The sequence below is a fragment of the Streptomyces sp. NPDC026538 genome (assembly GCF_055567535.1).
In genome coordinates this window covers 212,919-228,019 of the sequence record NZ_JBVHQG010000015.1, presented here as the reverse complement: position 1 = coordinate 228,019, position 15,101 = coordinate 212,919, and the positions used below count along the sequence as shown (strand labels likewise).

The 15,101-nt window shown below is 70.6% G+C and carries 16 protein-coding genes and 3 tRNA genes; 4 read left to right on the top strand and 15 right to left on the bottom strand.

What is annotated here, in order from left to right:
- Positions 1–104 precede the first annotated feature (104 nt).
- From ACZ4N4_RS41940 to ACZ4N4_RS41910, 7 genes are all read right to left on the bottom strand, one after another.
- Entirely contained in the window at positions 105–1,541 is a 1,437-nt protein-coding gene (locus tag ACZ4N4_RS41940) for a DHA2 family efflux MFS transporter permease subunit (RefSeq protein WP_467599070.1), read from the bottom strand.
- A gap of 95 nt (positions 1,542–1,636) precedes the next feature.
- Positions 1,637–2,218 carry a TetR/AcrR family transcriptional regulator gene (locus ACZ4N4_RS41935; protein WP_467599067.1) on the bottom strand — a complete coding sequence of 194 codons (582 nt, stop codon included), beginning with the start codon at positions 2,216–2,218 and terminating at the stop codon, positions 1,637–1,639.
- 344 nt (positions 2,219–2,562) lie between these two features.
- Positions 2,563–2,991, bottom strand: a complete 429-nt coding sequence (locus tag ACZ4N4_RS41930; RefSeq protein WP_453574685.1) for a MaoC family dehydratase — start codon at positions 2,989–2,991, stop codon at positions 2,563–2,565.
- A gap of 7 nt (positions 2,992–2,998) precedes the next feature.
- The gene (locus ACZ4N4_RS41925) at positions 2,999–3,463 is read right to left on the bottom strand and encodes an FAS1-like dehydratase domain-containing protein (RefSeq protein WP_450754129.1); all 465 of its coding nucleotides are present in this window, start codon (positions 3,461–3,463) and stop codon (positions 2,999–3,001) included.
- A 117-nt stretch (positions 3,464–3,580) separates the two neighbouring features.
- Complete coding sequence (gene rpmG, locus ACZ4N4_RS41920) at positions 3,581–3,745, bottom strand: 50S ribosomal protein L33 (RefSeq protein ID WP_003948671.1); 165 nt, start codon at positions 3,743–3,745, stop codon at positions 3,581–3,583.
- Between the two features lie 89 nt (positions 3,746–3,834).
- Positions 3,835–3,907, bottom strand: a tRNA-Met gene (locus tag ACZ4N4_RS41915).
- A 44-nt stretch (positions 3,908–3,951) separates the two neighbouring features.
- Positions 3,952–4,024, bottom strand: a tRNA-Thr gene (locus ACZ4N4_RS41910).
- A gap of 286 nt (positions 4,025–4,310) precedes the next feature.
- On the opposite strand from ACZ4N4_RS41910, the gene ACZ4N4_RS41905 reads away from it, so the two are divergent.
- Both ACZ4N4_RS41905 and ACZ4N4_RS41900 read left to right on the top strand, forming a co-directional pair.
- Positions 4,311–5,579, top strand: a complete 1,269-nt coding sequence (locus tag ACZ4N4_RS41905; RefSeq protein ID WP_467599064.1) for an amidohydrolase family protein — start codon at positions 4,311–4,313, stop codon at positions 5,577–5,579.
- 364 nt (positions 5,580–5,943) lie between these two features.
- Positions 5,944–6,600 (top strand): SDR family oxidoreductase, encoded by a 657-nt coding sequence (locus ACZ4N4_RS41900; RefSeq protein WP_467599061.1) that lies wholly within the window; start codon positions 5,944–5,946, stop codon positions 6,598–6,600.
- Between the two features lie 54 nt (positions 6,601–6,654).
- Here the strand turns inward: ACZ4N4_RS41900 and ACZ4N4_RS41895 are convergent, their stop codons facing one another.
- Both ACZ4N4_RS41895 and ACZ4N4_RS41890 read right to left on the bottom strand, forming a co-directional pair.
- The gene (locus ACZ4N4_RS41895; RefSeq protein WP_467599058.1) at positions 6,655–6,867 is read right to left on the bottom strand and encodes a hypothetical protein; all 213 of its coding nucleotides are present in this window, start codon (positions 6,865–6,867) and stop codon (positions 6,655–6,657) included.
- A 352-nt stretch (positions 6,868–7,219) separates the two neighbouring features.
- Positions 7,220–7,301 (bottom strand) — tRNA-Tyr (locus ACZ4N4_RS41890).
- 223 nt (positions 7,302–7,524) lie between these two features.
- On the opposite strand from ACZ4N4_RS41890, the gene ACZ4N4_RS41885 reads away from it, so the two are divergent.
- Entirely contained in the window at positions 7,525–8,013 is a 489-nt protein-coding gene (locus ACZ4N4_RS41885; protein ID WP_467599055.1) for a YajQ family cyclic di-GMP-binding protein, read from the top strand.
- 78 nt (positions 8,014–8,091) lie between these two features.
- Here ACZ4N4_RS41885 and ACZ4N4_RS41880 read toward each other — a convergent pair whose 3' ends face one another.
- Positions 8,092–8,358: a GlsB/YeaQ/YmgE family stress response membrane protein gene (locus tag ACZ4N4_RS41880; RefSeq protein WP_453574674.1), complete on the bottom strand. Its 267-nt coding sequence runs from the start codon at positions 8,356–8,358 to the stop codon at positions 8,092–8,094.
- Between the two features lie 188 nt (positions 8,359–8,546).
- On the opposite strand from ACZ4N4_RS41880, the gene ACZ4N4_RS41875 reads away from it, so the two are divergent.
- Positions 8,547–9,791, top strand: coding sequence for an APC family permease (locus tag ACZ4N4_RS41875; protein ID WP_467599052.1), 1,245 nt, complete (start codon positions 8,547–8,549; stop codon positions 9,789–9,791).
- A 30-nt stretch (positions 9,792–9,821) separates the two neighbouring features.
- Here the strand turns inward: ACZ4N4_RS41875 and ACZ4N4_RS41870 are convergent, their stop codons facing one another.
- The 5 genes from ACZ4N4_RS41870 to ACZ4N4_RS41850 all read right to left on the bottom strand — a co-directional run bounded on the left by ACZ4N4_RS41870 (position 9,822) and on the right by ACZ4N4_RS41850 (position 15,101).
- Complete coding sequence (locus ACZ4N4_RS41870) at positions 9,822–10,394, bottom strand: SMI1/KNR4 family protein (RefSeq protein WP_467599049.1); 573 nt, start codon at positions 10,392–10,394, stop codon at positions 9,822–9,824.
- Between the two features lie 112 nt (positions 10,395–10,506).
- Entirely contained in the window at positions 10,507–10,899 is a 393-nt protein-coding gene (locus ACZ4N4_RS41865) for a YccF domain-containing protein (RefSeq protein ID WP_467599046.1), read from the bottom strand.
- Positions 10,896–11,759: a zinc metalloprotease HtpX gene (htpX, locus tag ACZ4N4_RS41860; protein WP_453574660.1), complete on the bottom strand. Its 864-nt coding sequence runs from the start codon at positions 11,757–11,759 to the stop codon at positions 10,896–10,898. The genes ACZ4N4_RS41865 and htpX overlap by 4 nt, the downstream gene beginning before the upstream one ends.
- Positions 11,760–12,006: 247 nt before the next feature.
- Positions 12,007–13,530 carry an NADH-quinone oxidoreductase subunit N gene (locus ACZ4N4_RS41855; RefSeq protein ID WP_467599043.1) on the bottom strand — a complete coding sequence of 508 codons (1,524 nt, stop codon included), beginning with the start codon at positions 13,528–13,530 and terminating at the stop codon, positions 12,007–12,009.
- Positions 13,527–15,101, bottom strand: coding sequence for a complex I subunit 4 family protein (locus ACZ4N4_RS41850; RefSeq protein WP_467599040.1), 1,575 nt, complete (start codon positions 15,099–15,101; stop codon positions 13,527–13,529). The genes ACZ4N4_RS41855 and ACZ4N4_RS41850 overlap by 4 nt, the downstream gene beginning before the upstream one ends.

Sequence of the window (15,101 nt, the reverse complement as noted above, 5' to 3'; positions counted from 1 at the left end):
TGCGGGGGAGTTCCTGCAAGCCCAGGGGGCGGTGAGATGCAACCAACACTCCCTCCGCTCTCCCCCCCCTTTCTCCCCGTCACGACCCCCACGCGCGCGTGCCATCAGCTGCCGACACTCTCCAGAGCCAGGGCCGCCTCCCCCTCGGTGACCGTCCGCGCGGCGCGGCGGCGGCCGGGGATGAACAGGGCGGCGATCCCGGCGACGGCGACCACGGCGGAGCCGGTGACCAGGGCGGGCCGCAGCCCGTCCACGAAGCTCTGGGCGCTCTCGTAGCCGCCCTGGGCCGCGAAGATGGACGACATGACGGCGATGCCGAGTGCGCCGCCGACCTCACGCAGCGCGTTGTTGGCGCCGGAGGCGATGCCCTGCTCCTGCGGGCGTACGGCGGACATCACGAGGTTGGCGGCGGGGGCGAAGTACAGCGCCATGCCGATACCGCTGATGATCAGACCGGGCAGCTGGACGCCGTAGGAGGCGTGGGCGGTGACCACGGAGGCCATGTAGCCGAGCCCGGCGGCCTGCAGGAAGAGTCCGGCGGCGGCGACCGGGCGGCCCCCTATCCGGTCGGAGAGGATCCCGGCGATCGGTGCGACGAGCATCGGCATGCCGGTCCAGGGCAGCATCCTGAGGCCCGCCTCGGTGGGCGAGTAGCCGAGGACACCCTGCATGTACTGGCTGAGCAGGAAGATCGAGCCGAACATCCCGAGGAACATCAGCAGGCTCGCCGCGTTGATCCCGGAGAAGGCGCGGGAGCGGAAGAGCCGCATCGGCAGCATGGGGTTCTTGGCGCGGCTGCCGTGGATGACGAAGCCGACGAGCAGCGCGCCGCCCGCGAACAGCCCGGTGAGCACGAGGGAGCTGGTCCAGCCGTCGGCGGGGCCGCGCACCAGGCCGTAGACGATCCCGAAGAGCCCGCCGCTGGCGAGCAGGGTGCCGGGGAAGTCGAGCGGGGCGCCGGTGCCGTGGGACTCGGCGAGACGGAGACGGGCGAGCGGCAGCAGGGCGAGGCCGAGCGGTACGTTCAGCCAGAAGATCCAGTGCCAGGACACGTGTTCGGTGAGGCTGCCGCCGATGAGCGGCCCGGAGGCGACCGCGAGTCCGTTGACGGCGCCCCAGATGCCGTACGCCATCCCGCGCCTGGCCTCCGGCACGGCCGCCGTCAGCAGGGTGAGCGTCAGCGGCATCATCACGGCCGCGCCGACCCCCTGCACCGCGCGGGCGGCGATCAGGGAGTCGATGCCGGGCGCCATGGCCGCGGCGGCGGAGGCGCCGGTGAAGACGGCGAGCCCGGCGAGGAAGAGCCGACGGCGTCCGAAGCGGTCACCGAGGGCCGCGCCGAACATCAGCAGGACGGCGAAGGTGAGCGTGTAGGCGCTCACGGTCCATTCGAGGTCGTCCAGGGCACCGCCGAGGTCCTTGCGGATGGAGGGCAGTGCGGTGGTGACGACGAGGTTGTCGAGGGCCGCCATGAATCCGGCGACGCTGGTGATGACGAGCGCCCATACGGCGCCCCCCTGACGTGCGGTCTGCTGTGACATCGCTCCCCCAGAGCGTGGCCTGCGAGTTGATTAGTTATTGATCACTAAGTATCTGAGGCATGGGAAGGCCTGGACCGGGAAGGGCGAACGGCCCCTCAGCCCTCGCCGCAGCTCTCCAGCCGTCCGGTGTCCACGACGTTCGAGTACATCCCCTGCCAGACCCGGTGATCGGGCGGAAACCCCATGGCCGCATAGGTATTGATGAGCATCCCTTTGGCCAGGAAGGTCGTGGTGCGGTCGACGTCGGCCCCCAAGAGCAGATGGACGGTGTCCCACAGTCGCCCCCAGCCGGCCCGCACGAGCTCGCCGAACTCGTGCTCGCCTTCCGCCTCGGCGGCCGCGACCGTGATGTACGTCTGCATCTGCATCTGGAGCCGCTCCGGCTGCTCCTGGATGAGCTGCACATATGCGCCACCCATGGCATGCAGGGCCTCTTCACCCCGCAACCCCTCGGCCGCCTCCTCGAAGAGTTCACGCATCTCGTCGATGCAGCGCTGCGAGGCGGCGGCGAAGATCGCTTTCTTGCCCGGGAAGAGCCGGAAGAGATACGGCTGCGAAACCCCGACCCGCTTGGCGATCGCCTCGGTGGAGGTGCCGTAGTAGCCCCTCTGCGAGAACTCGGCGATCGCCGCACGGACGACACTCTCGCGCCGCTCCTCAGCACTCATCCTGACCATGCGATGAAGTTAGTACTCAATCACTAACCAAGTCAAGGGACCAGGGAACGCCCTCTCCTCCCGGCCCGTTTCACGGGTAGGGGCCGCACATGCGTAAGGGGCGCCCCGCAATGGGAAGCGCCCCTTACCGAGCCGTGGAACTCACCGACCGGGTCGGGGAACTCGCCGGACCGGATCATCGAACCACCGGACCGGACGATCGAGCTCGCTGGACCGGATCGTCGAACCGCCGGACCGGACCGTCGAACCCGCTGACCCAGGCCGTCGAACCGCCGGACCGGGCCATCGAACCCCCTGCCCCAGACCGTCGAATCCGCCGGACCGGGCTGTCCAACCTGCCGGGCTCAGCCCAGGCGTACGACCGCCCGTGACATGCCCAGCACCTTCTGGCCCGCGCTCGTCGCCGTCAGGTCGACGCGCACGGTGTTGTCATCGAGCTTGGCCGCGACCTTGCCGCTGACCTCGATGAGGGCCCCCTGGTCGTCGTTCGGGACGACGACGGGCCGGGTGAAGCGAACGCCGTACTCGGTGACCGCGCCCGGGTCTCCGGTCCAGTCGGTGACCACGCGGATCGCCTCGGCCATGGTGAACATCCCGTGCGCGATGACGTCCGGCAGGCCCACCTCCCTGGCGAACTTCTCGTTCCAGTGGATGGGGTTGAAGTCCCCGGAGGCGCCCGCGTACCGCACCAGCGTGGCACGGGTCACAGGGAAGGTCTGGGCAGGCAGTTCGGTGCCGACCTCGACGTCCTCGTACGCGATCTTCGACGTCATCGGATCCTCACGCCTCGCCTTCTTCTGCGTCCGCCGCGCGGGCCACCAGCTTGGTCAGGGCGCTCACCACGAGTTCGCCCGTCTCGTCGTGGACGTCGCCGCGGATGTCGATGACGTCGTTGCCCGCGAGGGACTTGACGGCCTCGATCGTCGAGACGACGGTCAGCCGGTCGCCGGCACGCACCGGACGCCGGTAGGCGAACTTCTGGTCGCCGTGCACCACCCGGCTGTAGTCCAGGCCCAGCTGCGGGTCCTCGACGACCTGCCCGGCCGCGCGGAAAGTGATCGAGAAGACAAAGGTCGGCGGGGCGATCACATCGGAATGGCCGAGCGCCTTGGCGGCCTCCGGGTCCGTGTACACGGGGTTGGTGTCGCCGACCGCCTCGGCGAACTCACGGATCTTCTCCCGGCCCACCTCGTAGGGCTCGGTGGGTGGGTAGGTCCGTCCCACGAAGGACTGGTCGAGCGCCATTGGCCCGGCACCTCCTGATGTCTGCTGTGATGTCCCACAAACTAGCGGGAAAGCCAACTGCCGAAACGCCGTGAGGCCGCCCCCAGGTCGGGGACGGCCTCACGAACGAGCCTGTTTTTATCGCGTTTCGCGGTGCGCAGTGTGCGCGTTGCAACGCGGGCAGTGCTTCTTCATCTCAAGACGGTCCGGGTTGTTACGCCGGTTCTTCTTGGTGATGTAGTTCCGCTCCTTGCACTCCACGCAGGCCAGCGTGATCTTCGGGCGGACGTCGGTGGCAGCCACGTGAGTGCTCCTAAGACGAACGGATGGACTGATTCAACGCAAAAAGAGTAGCCGATCGAAGGACCGACCCCGCAATCGGCTACTGTCAGTAGCGGTGACCGGACTTGAACCGGTGACACAGCGATTATGAGCCGCTTGCTCTACCGACTGAGCTACACCGCTTTGATGAGATCAGTCCCGCCTCGCGACGGGACCTCTCACACCAGAGCCCCAATACGGAATCGAACCGTAGACCTTCTCCTTACCATGGAGACGCTCTGCCGACTGAGCTATTGGGGCGAGCGATGAAGACATTACACGCTCGGCCGCCGTTCACCCAAATCCGTTTCCCGCCGCTCCACCGGGCCCCTTCCGCCCGGCTCACGGCAGCCTCTCGGGCCCCTTCCGACGCTCCTCACACGCGCGTGGCGAACCGTTCCCGGCCGGTCCGACGAGGTCCCCGACCGGTCCGACCAGGCCGGTACGACTATTGCGCTCCTCCCCGCCCCGCACGGTTCGCCACCCTAGGCTCGACTCACTCTGCGTGATCTTGAGTCCCCGCCCGGACCGACCTTCCTGGAGCGCGATGCCCGACAGCCAGCCGCAGCCGCCCTCGTCGTCGTCCAACTCCCCGGGCTCCTCGGGACAGTCCGAGCCGACCGGGCTCCTGCTGTGCGGGGCACGGCTCACCGACGGCCGGACCGTGGACGTACGGCTGAGCGGCGGGCGCATCGAGGCGGTCGGTACGGCCGGCAGCCTGGCACCGGGTCCGGCCCGCGCGGGCGGCGCGCGCGTGGATCTCAGCGGTTACCTCCTCCTGCCGGCCCCGGCCGAACCGCACGCTCACGGCGACACCGCACTCTCCGCCGATCGTGGCGGCCCCGTCTCGTCCGACCCCGACGACGTCCAGCGCCGCGCCACCGAGGCCGCCCTGCTGCAACTCGGCCACGGCGCGACGGCGGTACGCGCGCACGTGCGCGTGGGCGACGTCCAGGGGCTGGCCGCCCTTGCCGCCGTTCTCCAGGCGCGCCGTTCGCTGCGCGGGCTCGCGGAGCTCACGGCGGTCGCGATGCCGCGCGTCCTGACCGGGGTGGCCGGCGCGGAGGGGCTGGCGATACTGCGGGACGCGGCGAAGATGGGCGCGTCGGTGCTGGGCGGCTGCCCGGATCTGGACCCCGATCCCACCGGCTATGCGGAAGCCGTCCTGGAGGTGGCCTCCGAGCACGGCTGTCCGGTCGACCTGCACACGGACGCCGTCGACCCGGCCCGGCTGGCGAGACTCGCCGCGATGGCGGGCGGCATGCGCCCCGGCGTGTCAGTCGGCCCGTGCGCCGGGCTCGCGCGCCTGCCCGCCGAGGCGGTCGCCCGGGTCGCGGACCAGCTCGCCGCGGCCGGCGTCACGGTGGTGTGCCTGCCCCAGGGCGGCTGCGGCTCCGTCGACCGCCGCGGCACGGCTCCGGTACGGCTGTTGCGCGCGGCCGGGGTGCGGGTCGCCGCCGGCAGCGGCGCCCTGCGCGACCTGTCGAACCCCGTCGGCCGCGGCGACCCCCTGGAGGCCGCCTACCTCCTGGCCTCCCGCCACGGCCTTCGTCCCGAGGACGCCTACGACACCGTGAGCACCTCCTCCCGCGCCGCCCTCGGCCTTCCCGAGGTCCGCGTCGAGGCCGGCTTCCCCGCCGAACTCCTCGCCGTACGCGGCGACCACCTGGCCGGCGCCCTCTCCCTCGCCTACAGCCGGATCGTGGTGCACCGGGGGCGCGTGGTGGCACGTACGAGCGCGGTCCGCGAGTACTGCAACTCGGCGGCGACAGCGGAGCTGGGGCTGCCTCGGCAGGGGCGGGGCGAGGTGTCCTGAGGGGGCGCATGGGGCGGAGGCGTCGGGGCGCGTGTCGCGGGGTGCGAGCGGGCGCGGGAGCGGAGGGACCGGCGCGTGGCGATGGCAGTGCGCGGGGGCGCGCGGCGTGGAGGCGGGCGCTGCAGATGGGCGAGCCCGCGCCGGGTGGTGTGAGCAGGCGGGCGCCTGGGCTCGTGAGTGTTGGGCGGTGCGTTCGGGGGCGTGGGCACCGGCGTGTGGGTCAGTGCGCGGGGGCGCGCGGTGCGCAGGAACGCGCCCGCGGAGACGAGGTCAACCCGGCGGGTCGCTCACGGGACCCGCGCGAGCGCGTGGGGCGCGTGAAGTCGTGCGGCGGATGCGGGGCTTCGGGCGTACGGTCGGAAACATGCGCATTGTCATCGCTGGTGGTCATGGTCAGATCGCGCTGCGGTTGGAGCGGCTGCTCTCCGCGCGTGGAGACGAGGTAGCGGGAATCATCCGGAAGGCCGAGCAGAGCGACGATCTGCGCGCGGCCGGTGCCGAACCGGTGCTGCTCGACCTGGAGTCGGCATCGGTCGAGGAGGTCGCGGCGCAACTGCAGGGAGCGGACGCGGCGGTGTTCGCGGCGGGCGCGGGCCCGGGCAGCGGCGCGGCCCGCAAGGAGACGGTGGACAAGGGCGCGGCGGTGTTGCTCGTGGACGCGGCGGTACGCGCGAGCGTGCGCCGTCTCGTGGTCGTCTCGGCGATGGGCGCGGACCCGGCGCACCAGGGCGACGACGTCTTCGACGTGTATCTGCGGGCCAAGGGCGAGGCCGACGCGTACGTCACCCGGCAGAGCGCCCTGGACTGGACGATCCTGCGCCCCGGTCGACTGACGGACGAGCCGGGCAAGGGCCTGGTGCGTCTGGAGGCGCACACGGGCCCGGGGTCGGTCCCGCGCGACGACGTGGCCGCCGTACTCGCGGAGTTGGTGGACACGTCGGCGACGGCCGGTCTGACCCTGGAACTGATCGGCGGTTCGACGCCGGTCACGGTGGCCGTGAAATCGGTGGCCGGGAACTGAACTCACCGCCCGGCCGTTGGGACTTGTGACGGTGGCGACGGCCGGGGGTGGTCCTCAGAACAGCGACAGCTGCCCGGGAAAGTCCGGCACGGTGTAACCGTCCAACGACGGCTGAGCCTCCCCGAGTTGGGCCTGCCGCCGCGAGCCGGAGCAGGAGACCAGGTCGCTGGTGTCCCGCGCCCCGGGCGGGTCGTGCCGTGCGAAGCGTCCCGCGACGACGGCGATTTCGCGGCGGCACACCGGGCAGGTTCTACGTCGGGAGGACATGAGCCCAGTGTGCCCCGGGGCGTGGCACACGTACCGGTGGCCACGGGCGTCCTGGGCGGCTGACCCGAGCGACCGCGGTGTCGTCCGCGCTCACGCCGACAGTGTGGTCGTGAGGGCGCACCGGCTGCGGGGCCAGCCCCTCCGCGCCGGCCCCGCAGGGTGGCGACGGCGCCGGGGCACAGGGGTCGTCACGCGCGCCGGCCGGGCGCCCGCCTCCGCGTTCCCGCACGTTCAGAAGCGGCCACGCCGACGCCGATGTGGGGCATGCCTCACCCGCGCGACGCATTCCGGCACAACGAAGAGACCCCCTCCGATCTGTGTTTCCACAGTCCAGAGGGGGTCGTCCCCAAAGTGGCGGCGCCAGGATTCGAACCTGGGAAGGCGAAGCCGGCAGATTTACAGTCTGCTCCCTTTGGCCGCTCGGGCACACCGCCGGGGTTTGCCACCAAGTCGAACCGTTTTTCGGCGGTGCTCCCTGGCAACGACGTAAACAATACCCGATCCCGAGGGGTGCTCCGCCACCCGATTGATCTGCGCTCGCGAGACGTGGGGTGGCTAGGCTGGTGCGGATGCGGCCCGGTCCCCACACCAGGCGCGGTCGCCGTCGCGCGCCGGAACGCATCCCGTTACGCCCCCGGATACAAGGAGCCACAGGACATGGCCGACTCCAGTTTCGACATCGTCTCGAAGGTCGAGCGGCAGGAGGTCGACAACGCCCTCAACCAGGCCGCCAAGGAGGTCTCTCAGCGCTATGACTTCAAGGGCGTGGACGCCTCGATCGCCTGGTCCGGCGAGAAGATCCTGATGCAGGCGAACTCCGAGGAGCGGGTCAAGGCCATCCTCGACGTCTTCCAGTCGAAGCTGATCAAGCGTGGCATCTCGCTGAAGGCGCTCGACGCGGGTGAGCCGCAGCTCTCCGGCAAGGAGTACAAGATCTTCGCGTCGATCGAGGAGGGCATCTCCCAGGAGAACGCGAAGAAGGTCGCGAAGATCATCCGGGACGAGGGTCCCAAGGGTGTGAAGGCCCAGGTACAGGGCGACGAACTGCGCGTCAGCTCCAAGAGCCGCGACGACCTCCAGGCCGTGATCACGCTCCTGAAGGGCCAGGACTTCGAATTCGCGCTCCAGTTCGTGAACTACCGGTAGTCACGGTAGGCCGAGGTACGACGAAGGGTGGGCGCCCCCGGTGTCCACCCTTCTCCGCTGCCGGCCGCGGCCGGGCGCTCAGTCGCGTGAATTGCCGAAGAGGAGGCGGTAGAGGATCAGCAGGACCAACGAGCCGCCGATCGCCGCCACCCAGGTCGCGCCGTCGTAGAAGTGCTTGGTGATGGGGTGGTCCAGCCAGCGGGCCGATATCCAGCCGCCGAGGAACGCGCCCACGATGCCGATGAGGGTCGTGCCGATGAAGCCGCCCGGGTCGCGTCCCGGCAGCAGGATTTTGGCGATGGCGCCGGCCAACAGTCCCAGGATGATCCAACTGATGATGCCCATGCCCTGAACCTGCCCTTCGCCGCTGTGTTCGCACTGTTGCGGCCCTGTGATTTCGTTCTCGGCCGGCTGTGCCGGACAGGCCGTCCGAGTCGTCCGCAGATGGCCGTCGCGCGTGTGTTCGTGCTCTGTCGATGACGAGGACGCCCTGGCGACGCCCCACGGTTGCGGCGATCAGTAGGGTGCGTCGCATGGTTTCCTCCCCTCCCGGCCTGCGGCGCACGCTGGGCGTGCACGACGCGGTGATCGTCGGCCTCGGCGCGATGATCGGGGCAGGCGTGTTCTCGGCCCTGGGCCCGGCGGCCCGCGCGGCCGGGTCGGGGCTGCTGCCCGGGCTGGCCGTCGCAGCCCTGGTCGCCTACTGCAACGCCATGTCCTCGGCCCGCCTCGCCGCCCGCTATCCGCAGTCGGGCGGCACCTACGTGTACGGGCGGGAGCGGCTCGGCGCCTTCTGGGGGTACCTCGCGGGCTGGGCGTTCGTCGTCGGCAAGACGGCGTCCTGCGCCGCGATGGCCCTGACCGTGGGCGCCTACGCATGGCCGGGGCAGGCGCATGCGGTTGCGGTCGCGGCCGTGGTGGCGCTGACCGCCGTGAACTACGGCGGTATCCAGAAGTCGGCCTGGCTGACGCGGCTGATCGTCGCCGTGGTGCTGGCGGTCCTCGCCTGCGTGGTGGTCGTGTGCCTGACGTCCGGGCGGGCGGACGCCGGGCGGCTGGACATCGGCCTGTCATCGGGTGTGGGCGGTGTGCTTCAGGCGGCCGGACTGCTGTTCTTCGCGTTCGCCGGGTACGCGCGGATCGCGACCCTCGGTGAGGAGGTGCGGGACCCGGCGCGCACCATCCCGCGCGCGATCCCGCTGGCCCTGGCTATCGCACTGGTGGTGTACGCGTGCGTGGCCGTGGCCGTGCTCTGCGTGCTCGGCGCGGACGCGCTGGGACGGACGGGGGCGCCGCTGGCCGACGCGGTACGGGCGGCCGGGGTGCCGGGGCTGGTGCCCGTGGTGCGGGTGGGGGCGGTGGTGGCCGCGCTCGGCTCGCTGCTGGCGCTGATCCTTGGCGTGTCACGGACCACGCTCGCCATGGCTCGTGACGGCCATCTGCCCCCGGCGCTGGCCGCCGTGCATCCGCGATTCGAGGTCCCGCACCGCGCGGAGCTGGCCGTCGGCGCGGTGGTCGCCCTGGCGGCGGCGACCGTCGACCTCCGGGGCGCCATCGGTTTCTCCTCCTTCGGTGTGCTGGCGTACTACGCGGTGGCCAACGCCTCGGCCTGGACACTCGATCCGGCTCCGCGTGCCCGCGTGGTTCCGGTGGTGGGCCTGCTGGGGTGTGCCGTGCTCGCCTTCGCGCTGCCGGTCGCTTCCGTGGCCACGGGGGCGGCCGTGCTGGCCGTGGGCGCGGTGGCGTACGCCGTACGGCGGCGGGTGACAGCTCGGTAGCCGACGGCCGCGCTCAGGAGGCCCGGTCCCTCAGGAGGCCTGCTCCGGCACCGGAGCCGTGCGTATCCGGAAGTCGTCCCACGGGGCCAGATCCGTGCCCTCGTCGGTCTCCTCGTACCAGCCCGTGCGGTTCAGCCAGACGCACAGCCAGTCGGTGAGGGTGGGTGCGTCCACGAACCAGGCTCCGTCGGCGCCGTCGGCGTTCGGCTCGTAGAGCAGAACCGTGGCCTGCGGGGTGCGGCAGTCCACGCACGCGTACATACCGCAGCCCCAGTGGGAGATCGGCAGGACGCCCTCCGGCCAGGGCCGCTCCGGGTTCTTGCGGCCGTACTCGCGGTTGGTGAGGTACTGGGCGACGGCGGCGGGTTCGCCGGAGGGAGCAGCGTCGAGCAGGGGCAGCAATCCGTACGACGGGCCGAAGCCCCCGTCGCCGACCTGCTCGTAGAGCGCGGTGAGGAGGCGTGGCAGGGGGAAGCCCAGGGCCTCCTGGGCGCGGTCGAGGGTGGCTGCGTCGACGGGCGCGGGGAGCGCAGGCCAGCCCCACGGACGGGAGTCGCGGGCCTGTACCGCCACCTGAGTCAGCAACTGCTCGATCTCGGTCATGGCTTCATGATGCAGGCCGCCACTGACAATCGCGGCGGGCTGTGGACAACCCTTGGCCCCGGGTGCGGGCCTGTGGACAACTCGTACGCGGTAAGCGCCGGATGAGCTGCGGTCAGCGGTTCGCGAACGGCTGGTCCGTGGGCACGATCTCGCGTCCCAGCGGAAGCAGGGAGATCGGGATCAGCTTGAAGTTGGCGATGCCGAAGGGGATCCCGATGATCGTCAGGCACATCACGAGACCGGTGACGATGTGGGCGAGGGCCAGCCACCAGCCCGCGAGGATCAGCCACAGAACGTTGCCGACACAGGAAGGGGCGCCGGCGTCCCGCCGCTCGACGGTCGTGTAGCCGAAGGGCCACAGGGCGTAGACGCCGATACGGAACGCGGCGATGCCGAACGGAATCCCGATGATCGTGATGCAGAGGATCACGCCCGCCAACAGGTAGCCGAGGAACAGCCAGAAGCCGCTCAGGACGAGCCAAATGACGTTCAGGATGGTCTTCACTGCGGGCGACCTGCCATCTTCTCTAGCCGGGCGATCCGCTCCGCCATGGGCGGATGCGTCGAGAACATCTTGGACAGTCCCTGACCCGGGCGGAAGGGGTTCGCGATCATCATGTGGCTCGCGGTCTCGATCCGGGGCTCGGGGGGCAGCGGAAGCTGCTTGGTCCCGGCCTCCAGCTTGCTCAGGGCGCTGGCGAGGGCGAGCGGGTCACCGGTGAGCTGGGCGCCGGAGGCGTCCGCCTCGTACTCCCGGGAGCGGCTGATGGCGAGTTGGATGAGGGTGGCGGCGAGCGGGCCCAGGATCATGATCAGCAGCAGGCCGAGGAAGCCGGGGCCGTCGTCGTCGTCCGAACGGCCGACGGGGATCAGCCAGGCGAAGTTGACCAGGAACATGATCACCGAGGCGAGTGCGCCGGCGACCGACGAGATGAGGATGTCGCGGTTGTAGACGTGGCTGAGCTCGTGGCCGATCACACCCCGCAGTTCGCGCTCGTCCAGGATGCGCAGGATGCCTTCCGTGCAGCACACGGCGGCGTTGCGCGGGTTGCGGCCGGTCGCGAAGGCGTTCGGGGCCTCCGTCGGGGAGATGTACAGGCGGGGCATGGGCTGGCGGGCCTGGGTGGAGAGGTCGCGGACCATCCGGTACAGGGCCGGCGCCTCGAATTCGCTCACCGGGCGTGCGCGCATCGCGCGTAGCGCCAGTTTGTCGCTGTTCCAGTACGCGTACGCGTTCGTGCCGAGGGCGACGAGGACCGCGACGATCAGACCCGTCCGGCCGAAGAAGCTGCCGATGACGATGATGAGTGCCGACAGCCCTCCGAGGAGAACTGCCGTCCTGAGTCCGTTGTGCCGGCGGTGCACGGTACGCCCTCCAAGTCGTGCGGCAGGGGAACCCTTTGCCTGCGGTGCTGCCTTCCGATCTGCGATGCCACCGGTGTCGTGGTGTCACGTCCAGTGGACCCTTCCGCACTGGTCAACGCCAGGCGACGGCCACTAGTTCCCTTGTGTCCGCTGTGCGCCGCGTGAGCCGTCCGGGTGAGAGCCGCGCCCTCGCGTGCGGCGGTCCGCACGCCCGCGGGCGGTGGTCCGCGCCCTCGCGTGCAGGCCGTCAGAACAGGCCGGTGGCGGCGAAGCGGAGCACCAGCTGGGGCGCGCCGGAGAGGGCGATGCCGAGGGCGCCGGTGAGGGCGAGTGCGGCGGTGAGGGGGGCCGGGAGGCGGTGCTCGGTGGTTTCGCCTTCGGGAGCGCGGAACAGCAGGGCGGTCCACTGGAGGTAGTAGAAGAGGGCGATCACGACGTTGACGGCCATGACGACGGCCAGCCAGCCGAGACCGGCGTCGACGGCCGCCGAGAAGACGGTGACCTTGGCGAAGAGTCCGATGAGGCCGGGCGGGAGTCCGGCCAGGCACAGCAGGAAGAACGCCAGGAGCAGCGCGGTCAGTGGGTTCTTGCCGTACAGGCCTCGGTAGTCGGTGAGCCGGTTGAGTTCCTTCGTACGGCCGACCAGAGCGGCCACCGCGAAGGCGCCGAGATTCACGGCCGCGTACATGAGGGCGTAGGCGACGGTGGAGCCGATGGCCTTCTGGGGGTCCTTGGCGTATCCGGCGGCGGCGATCGGCACGAGCAGATAGCCGGCCTGGCCCACCGACGACCAGGCGAGCAGTCGTACCGCGCTGTACGCGCGCGTGGCCTGCTGGCGCAGGGCCGCGACGTTGCCGACGGTCATGGTGAGGGCGGCCAGGGCGGCGAGTGCGGGGCCCCAGACGTCGGCGTACGACGGGAAGGCGACGACGGTGACCAGGATCAGGCCGGAGAAGCCGACGGCCTTGCCGACGACCGACAGGTAGGCGGCAATGGGGAGCGGGGCGCCGACGTAGGTGTCGGGGACCCAGAAGTGGAAGGGGACGGCGGCCGTCTTGAACGCGAAACCCACAAGGGTGAGGACGACGCCCGTCTGGGCGAGGGTGTGCAGCTGGCCGTCGACGTGCTGGATGCGGTCGGCGACCTGGGTGAGGTAGAGGCTGCCGGTGGTGGCGTACACGAAGCTGATGCCCAGGAGGCTGACGGCGGTCGCGGTCACCGAGGACAGGAAGAACTTCAGGGCGGCTTCGGAGGACTTCGCGTCGCCGTGCCGGATGCCGACGAGGGCGAAGGCGGGCAGGGAGGCGACTTCCAGGGCGACGATCAGGGTGGCGAGGTCGCGGGAGGCGGGCAGTAGGGCGGCGCCGGCAGCGGAGGAGAGCAGCAGGAACCAGAACTCGCCCTGGGGGTAGCGGCGGTTGCCGTCCTTGAGGGTGGTGACGGACAGCAGGGCCGTGAGCAGGGCGCCGCCGAGCACCAGGAACTGCACGACCAGGGTGAACCGGTCGGCCGTGTAGCTGCACGCGCGCGTGGCGCCCGTCAGGCAGAAGGTGCTGCGGTCGTGGTCCAGGAGCGGCAGCAGCAGGACGGCGGACGCGGCGAGTCCGGCGACCGAGACCCAGCCGAGGAGCGGCTTCCTGGCCTCGGGCACGAACAGGTCGGCGACCAGGACGGCGAGTGCGACGATCGCGGTGAGGGTGGGCGGGGCGACGGCGAGCCAGTCGACGGACTGGACGAGGTCCGCGGCCGACGGCTGGGCCAGGGCACTCATCGGGGGCCTCCTGCGAGGAGCTGCTGCACGGCCGGGTCGGTCAGCCCGAGCAGGGCCTTCGGCCACAGTCCGGCGATGACGGTGAGGGCGACGAGAGGGGTCCAGGCCGCGAACTCGTAGGTGCGGACGTCGACGAGTTCCGGCATGTCCTGCGGTACGGCGCCCATGCAGACACGGCGGACCACGGTCAGCATGTACGCGGCGGTGAGCAGGGTACCGAAGGCGGCGATCGCCATGAAGGTCAGGAAGGCCGGGCGGCTGAGATCTGCGGCGGGCTTGAACGCGCCGAAGAGGGCCAGCATCTCGCCCCAGAACCCGGCCAGTCCGGGCAGTCCGAGCGAGGCGACGGCGGCGAACGCGAGCAGTCCCCCGAGGCGCGGTGCCTTGCCGTACAGCGCGGCGCCCGTCTCCTCGGCGAGGGTGTCCAGGTCGGTCGTGCCGGTACGGTCCTTCAGGCCGCCGACCAGGAAGAACAGCAGACCGGTGATGAGGCCGTGGGCGATGTTGGCGAACAGGGCGCCGTTGACGCCGGTAGGGGTCATGGTGGCGATGCCGAGCAGGACGAAGCCCATGTGGCCGACCGAGGAGTAGGCGATCAGGCGCTTGAGGTCGCCCTTCGCGCCCCGTTTGGCCAGGTTCAGGCAGGCCAGGGACCCGTAGATGATCCCGACGACGGCGAAGGCGGCGAGGTACGGCGCGAAGGTGCGGAATCCGTCCGGCGCGACCGGCAGCAGGATCCGGACAAACCCGTACGTACCCATTTTGAGCATGACACCGGCCAGCAGGACCGAGCCGACGGTCGGTGCGGCGGTGTGGGCGTCCGGCAGCCAGCTGTGCAGGGGCCACATCGGGGTCTTGACCGCGAGGCCGATGCCGACCGCCAGAACGGCGATGACCTGCACGGATGTGCTCAGCGACCGGCCGTTGTCAGTGGCGAGTGTCACCATGTCGAACGTGCCGGCCTTGATTCCGATCAGGAGCAGGCCGAGCAGCATGACGACGGATCCGAGCAGGGTGAAGAGGATGAACTTCCAGGCGGCCTGGGTGCGCCCCGCGCCGCCCCAGCGGGCGATGAGGAAGTACATCGGGATGAGGACCGTCTCGAACGCTACGAAGAACAGCAGCAGGTCGAGGACGGCGAAGCTGGCGAGGGTGCCGGATTCCAGGACGAGCAGCAGGGCGACGAAGGCCTTCGGGGACGGCCCCGCGGGCATGTTGAAGTACGTGTAGAGCGCGCAGAGGAAGGTCAGCAGCGCGGTCAGGACCACGAGGGGGAGGGAGATGCCGTCGATGCCGAGGTGGATGCGCACGTCGAGTGCGGGGATCCAGCTGATGTCGGTCGTGGCCTGCATCCTCGACGGATGGTCGTGGTCGAAGCCGAGCGCGAGGACGATCGCGGCGATGAGGATCACGCCGGTCACGGTCACGCCGTGGCGGAGCACGGCCTGCTCGGGCGACTTCCCCTTCAGTCCGGGCGGGGCGGGCAGCAGGGCGGCGACGGCGCCGAGGAGCGGGCCGACCACGATCAGTGCCAGAAGGATCTGCATCATGGACTCGTTGATATCGATCAC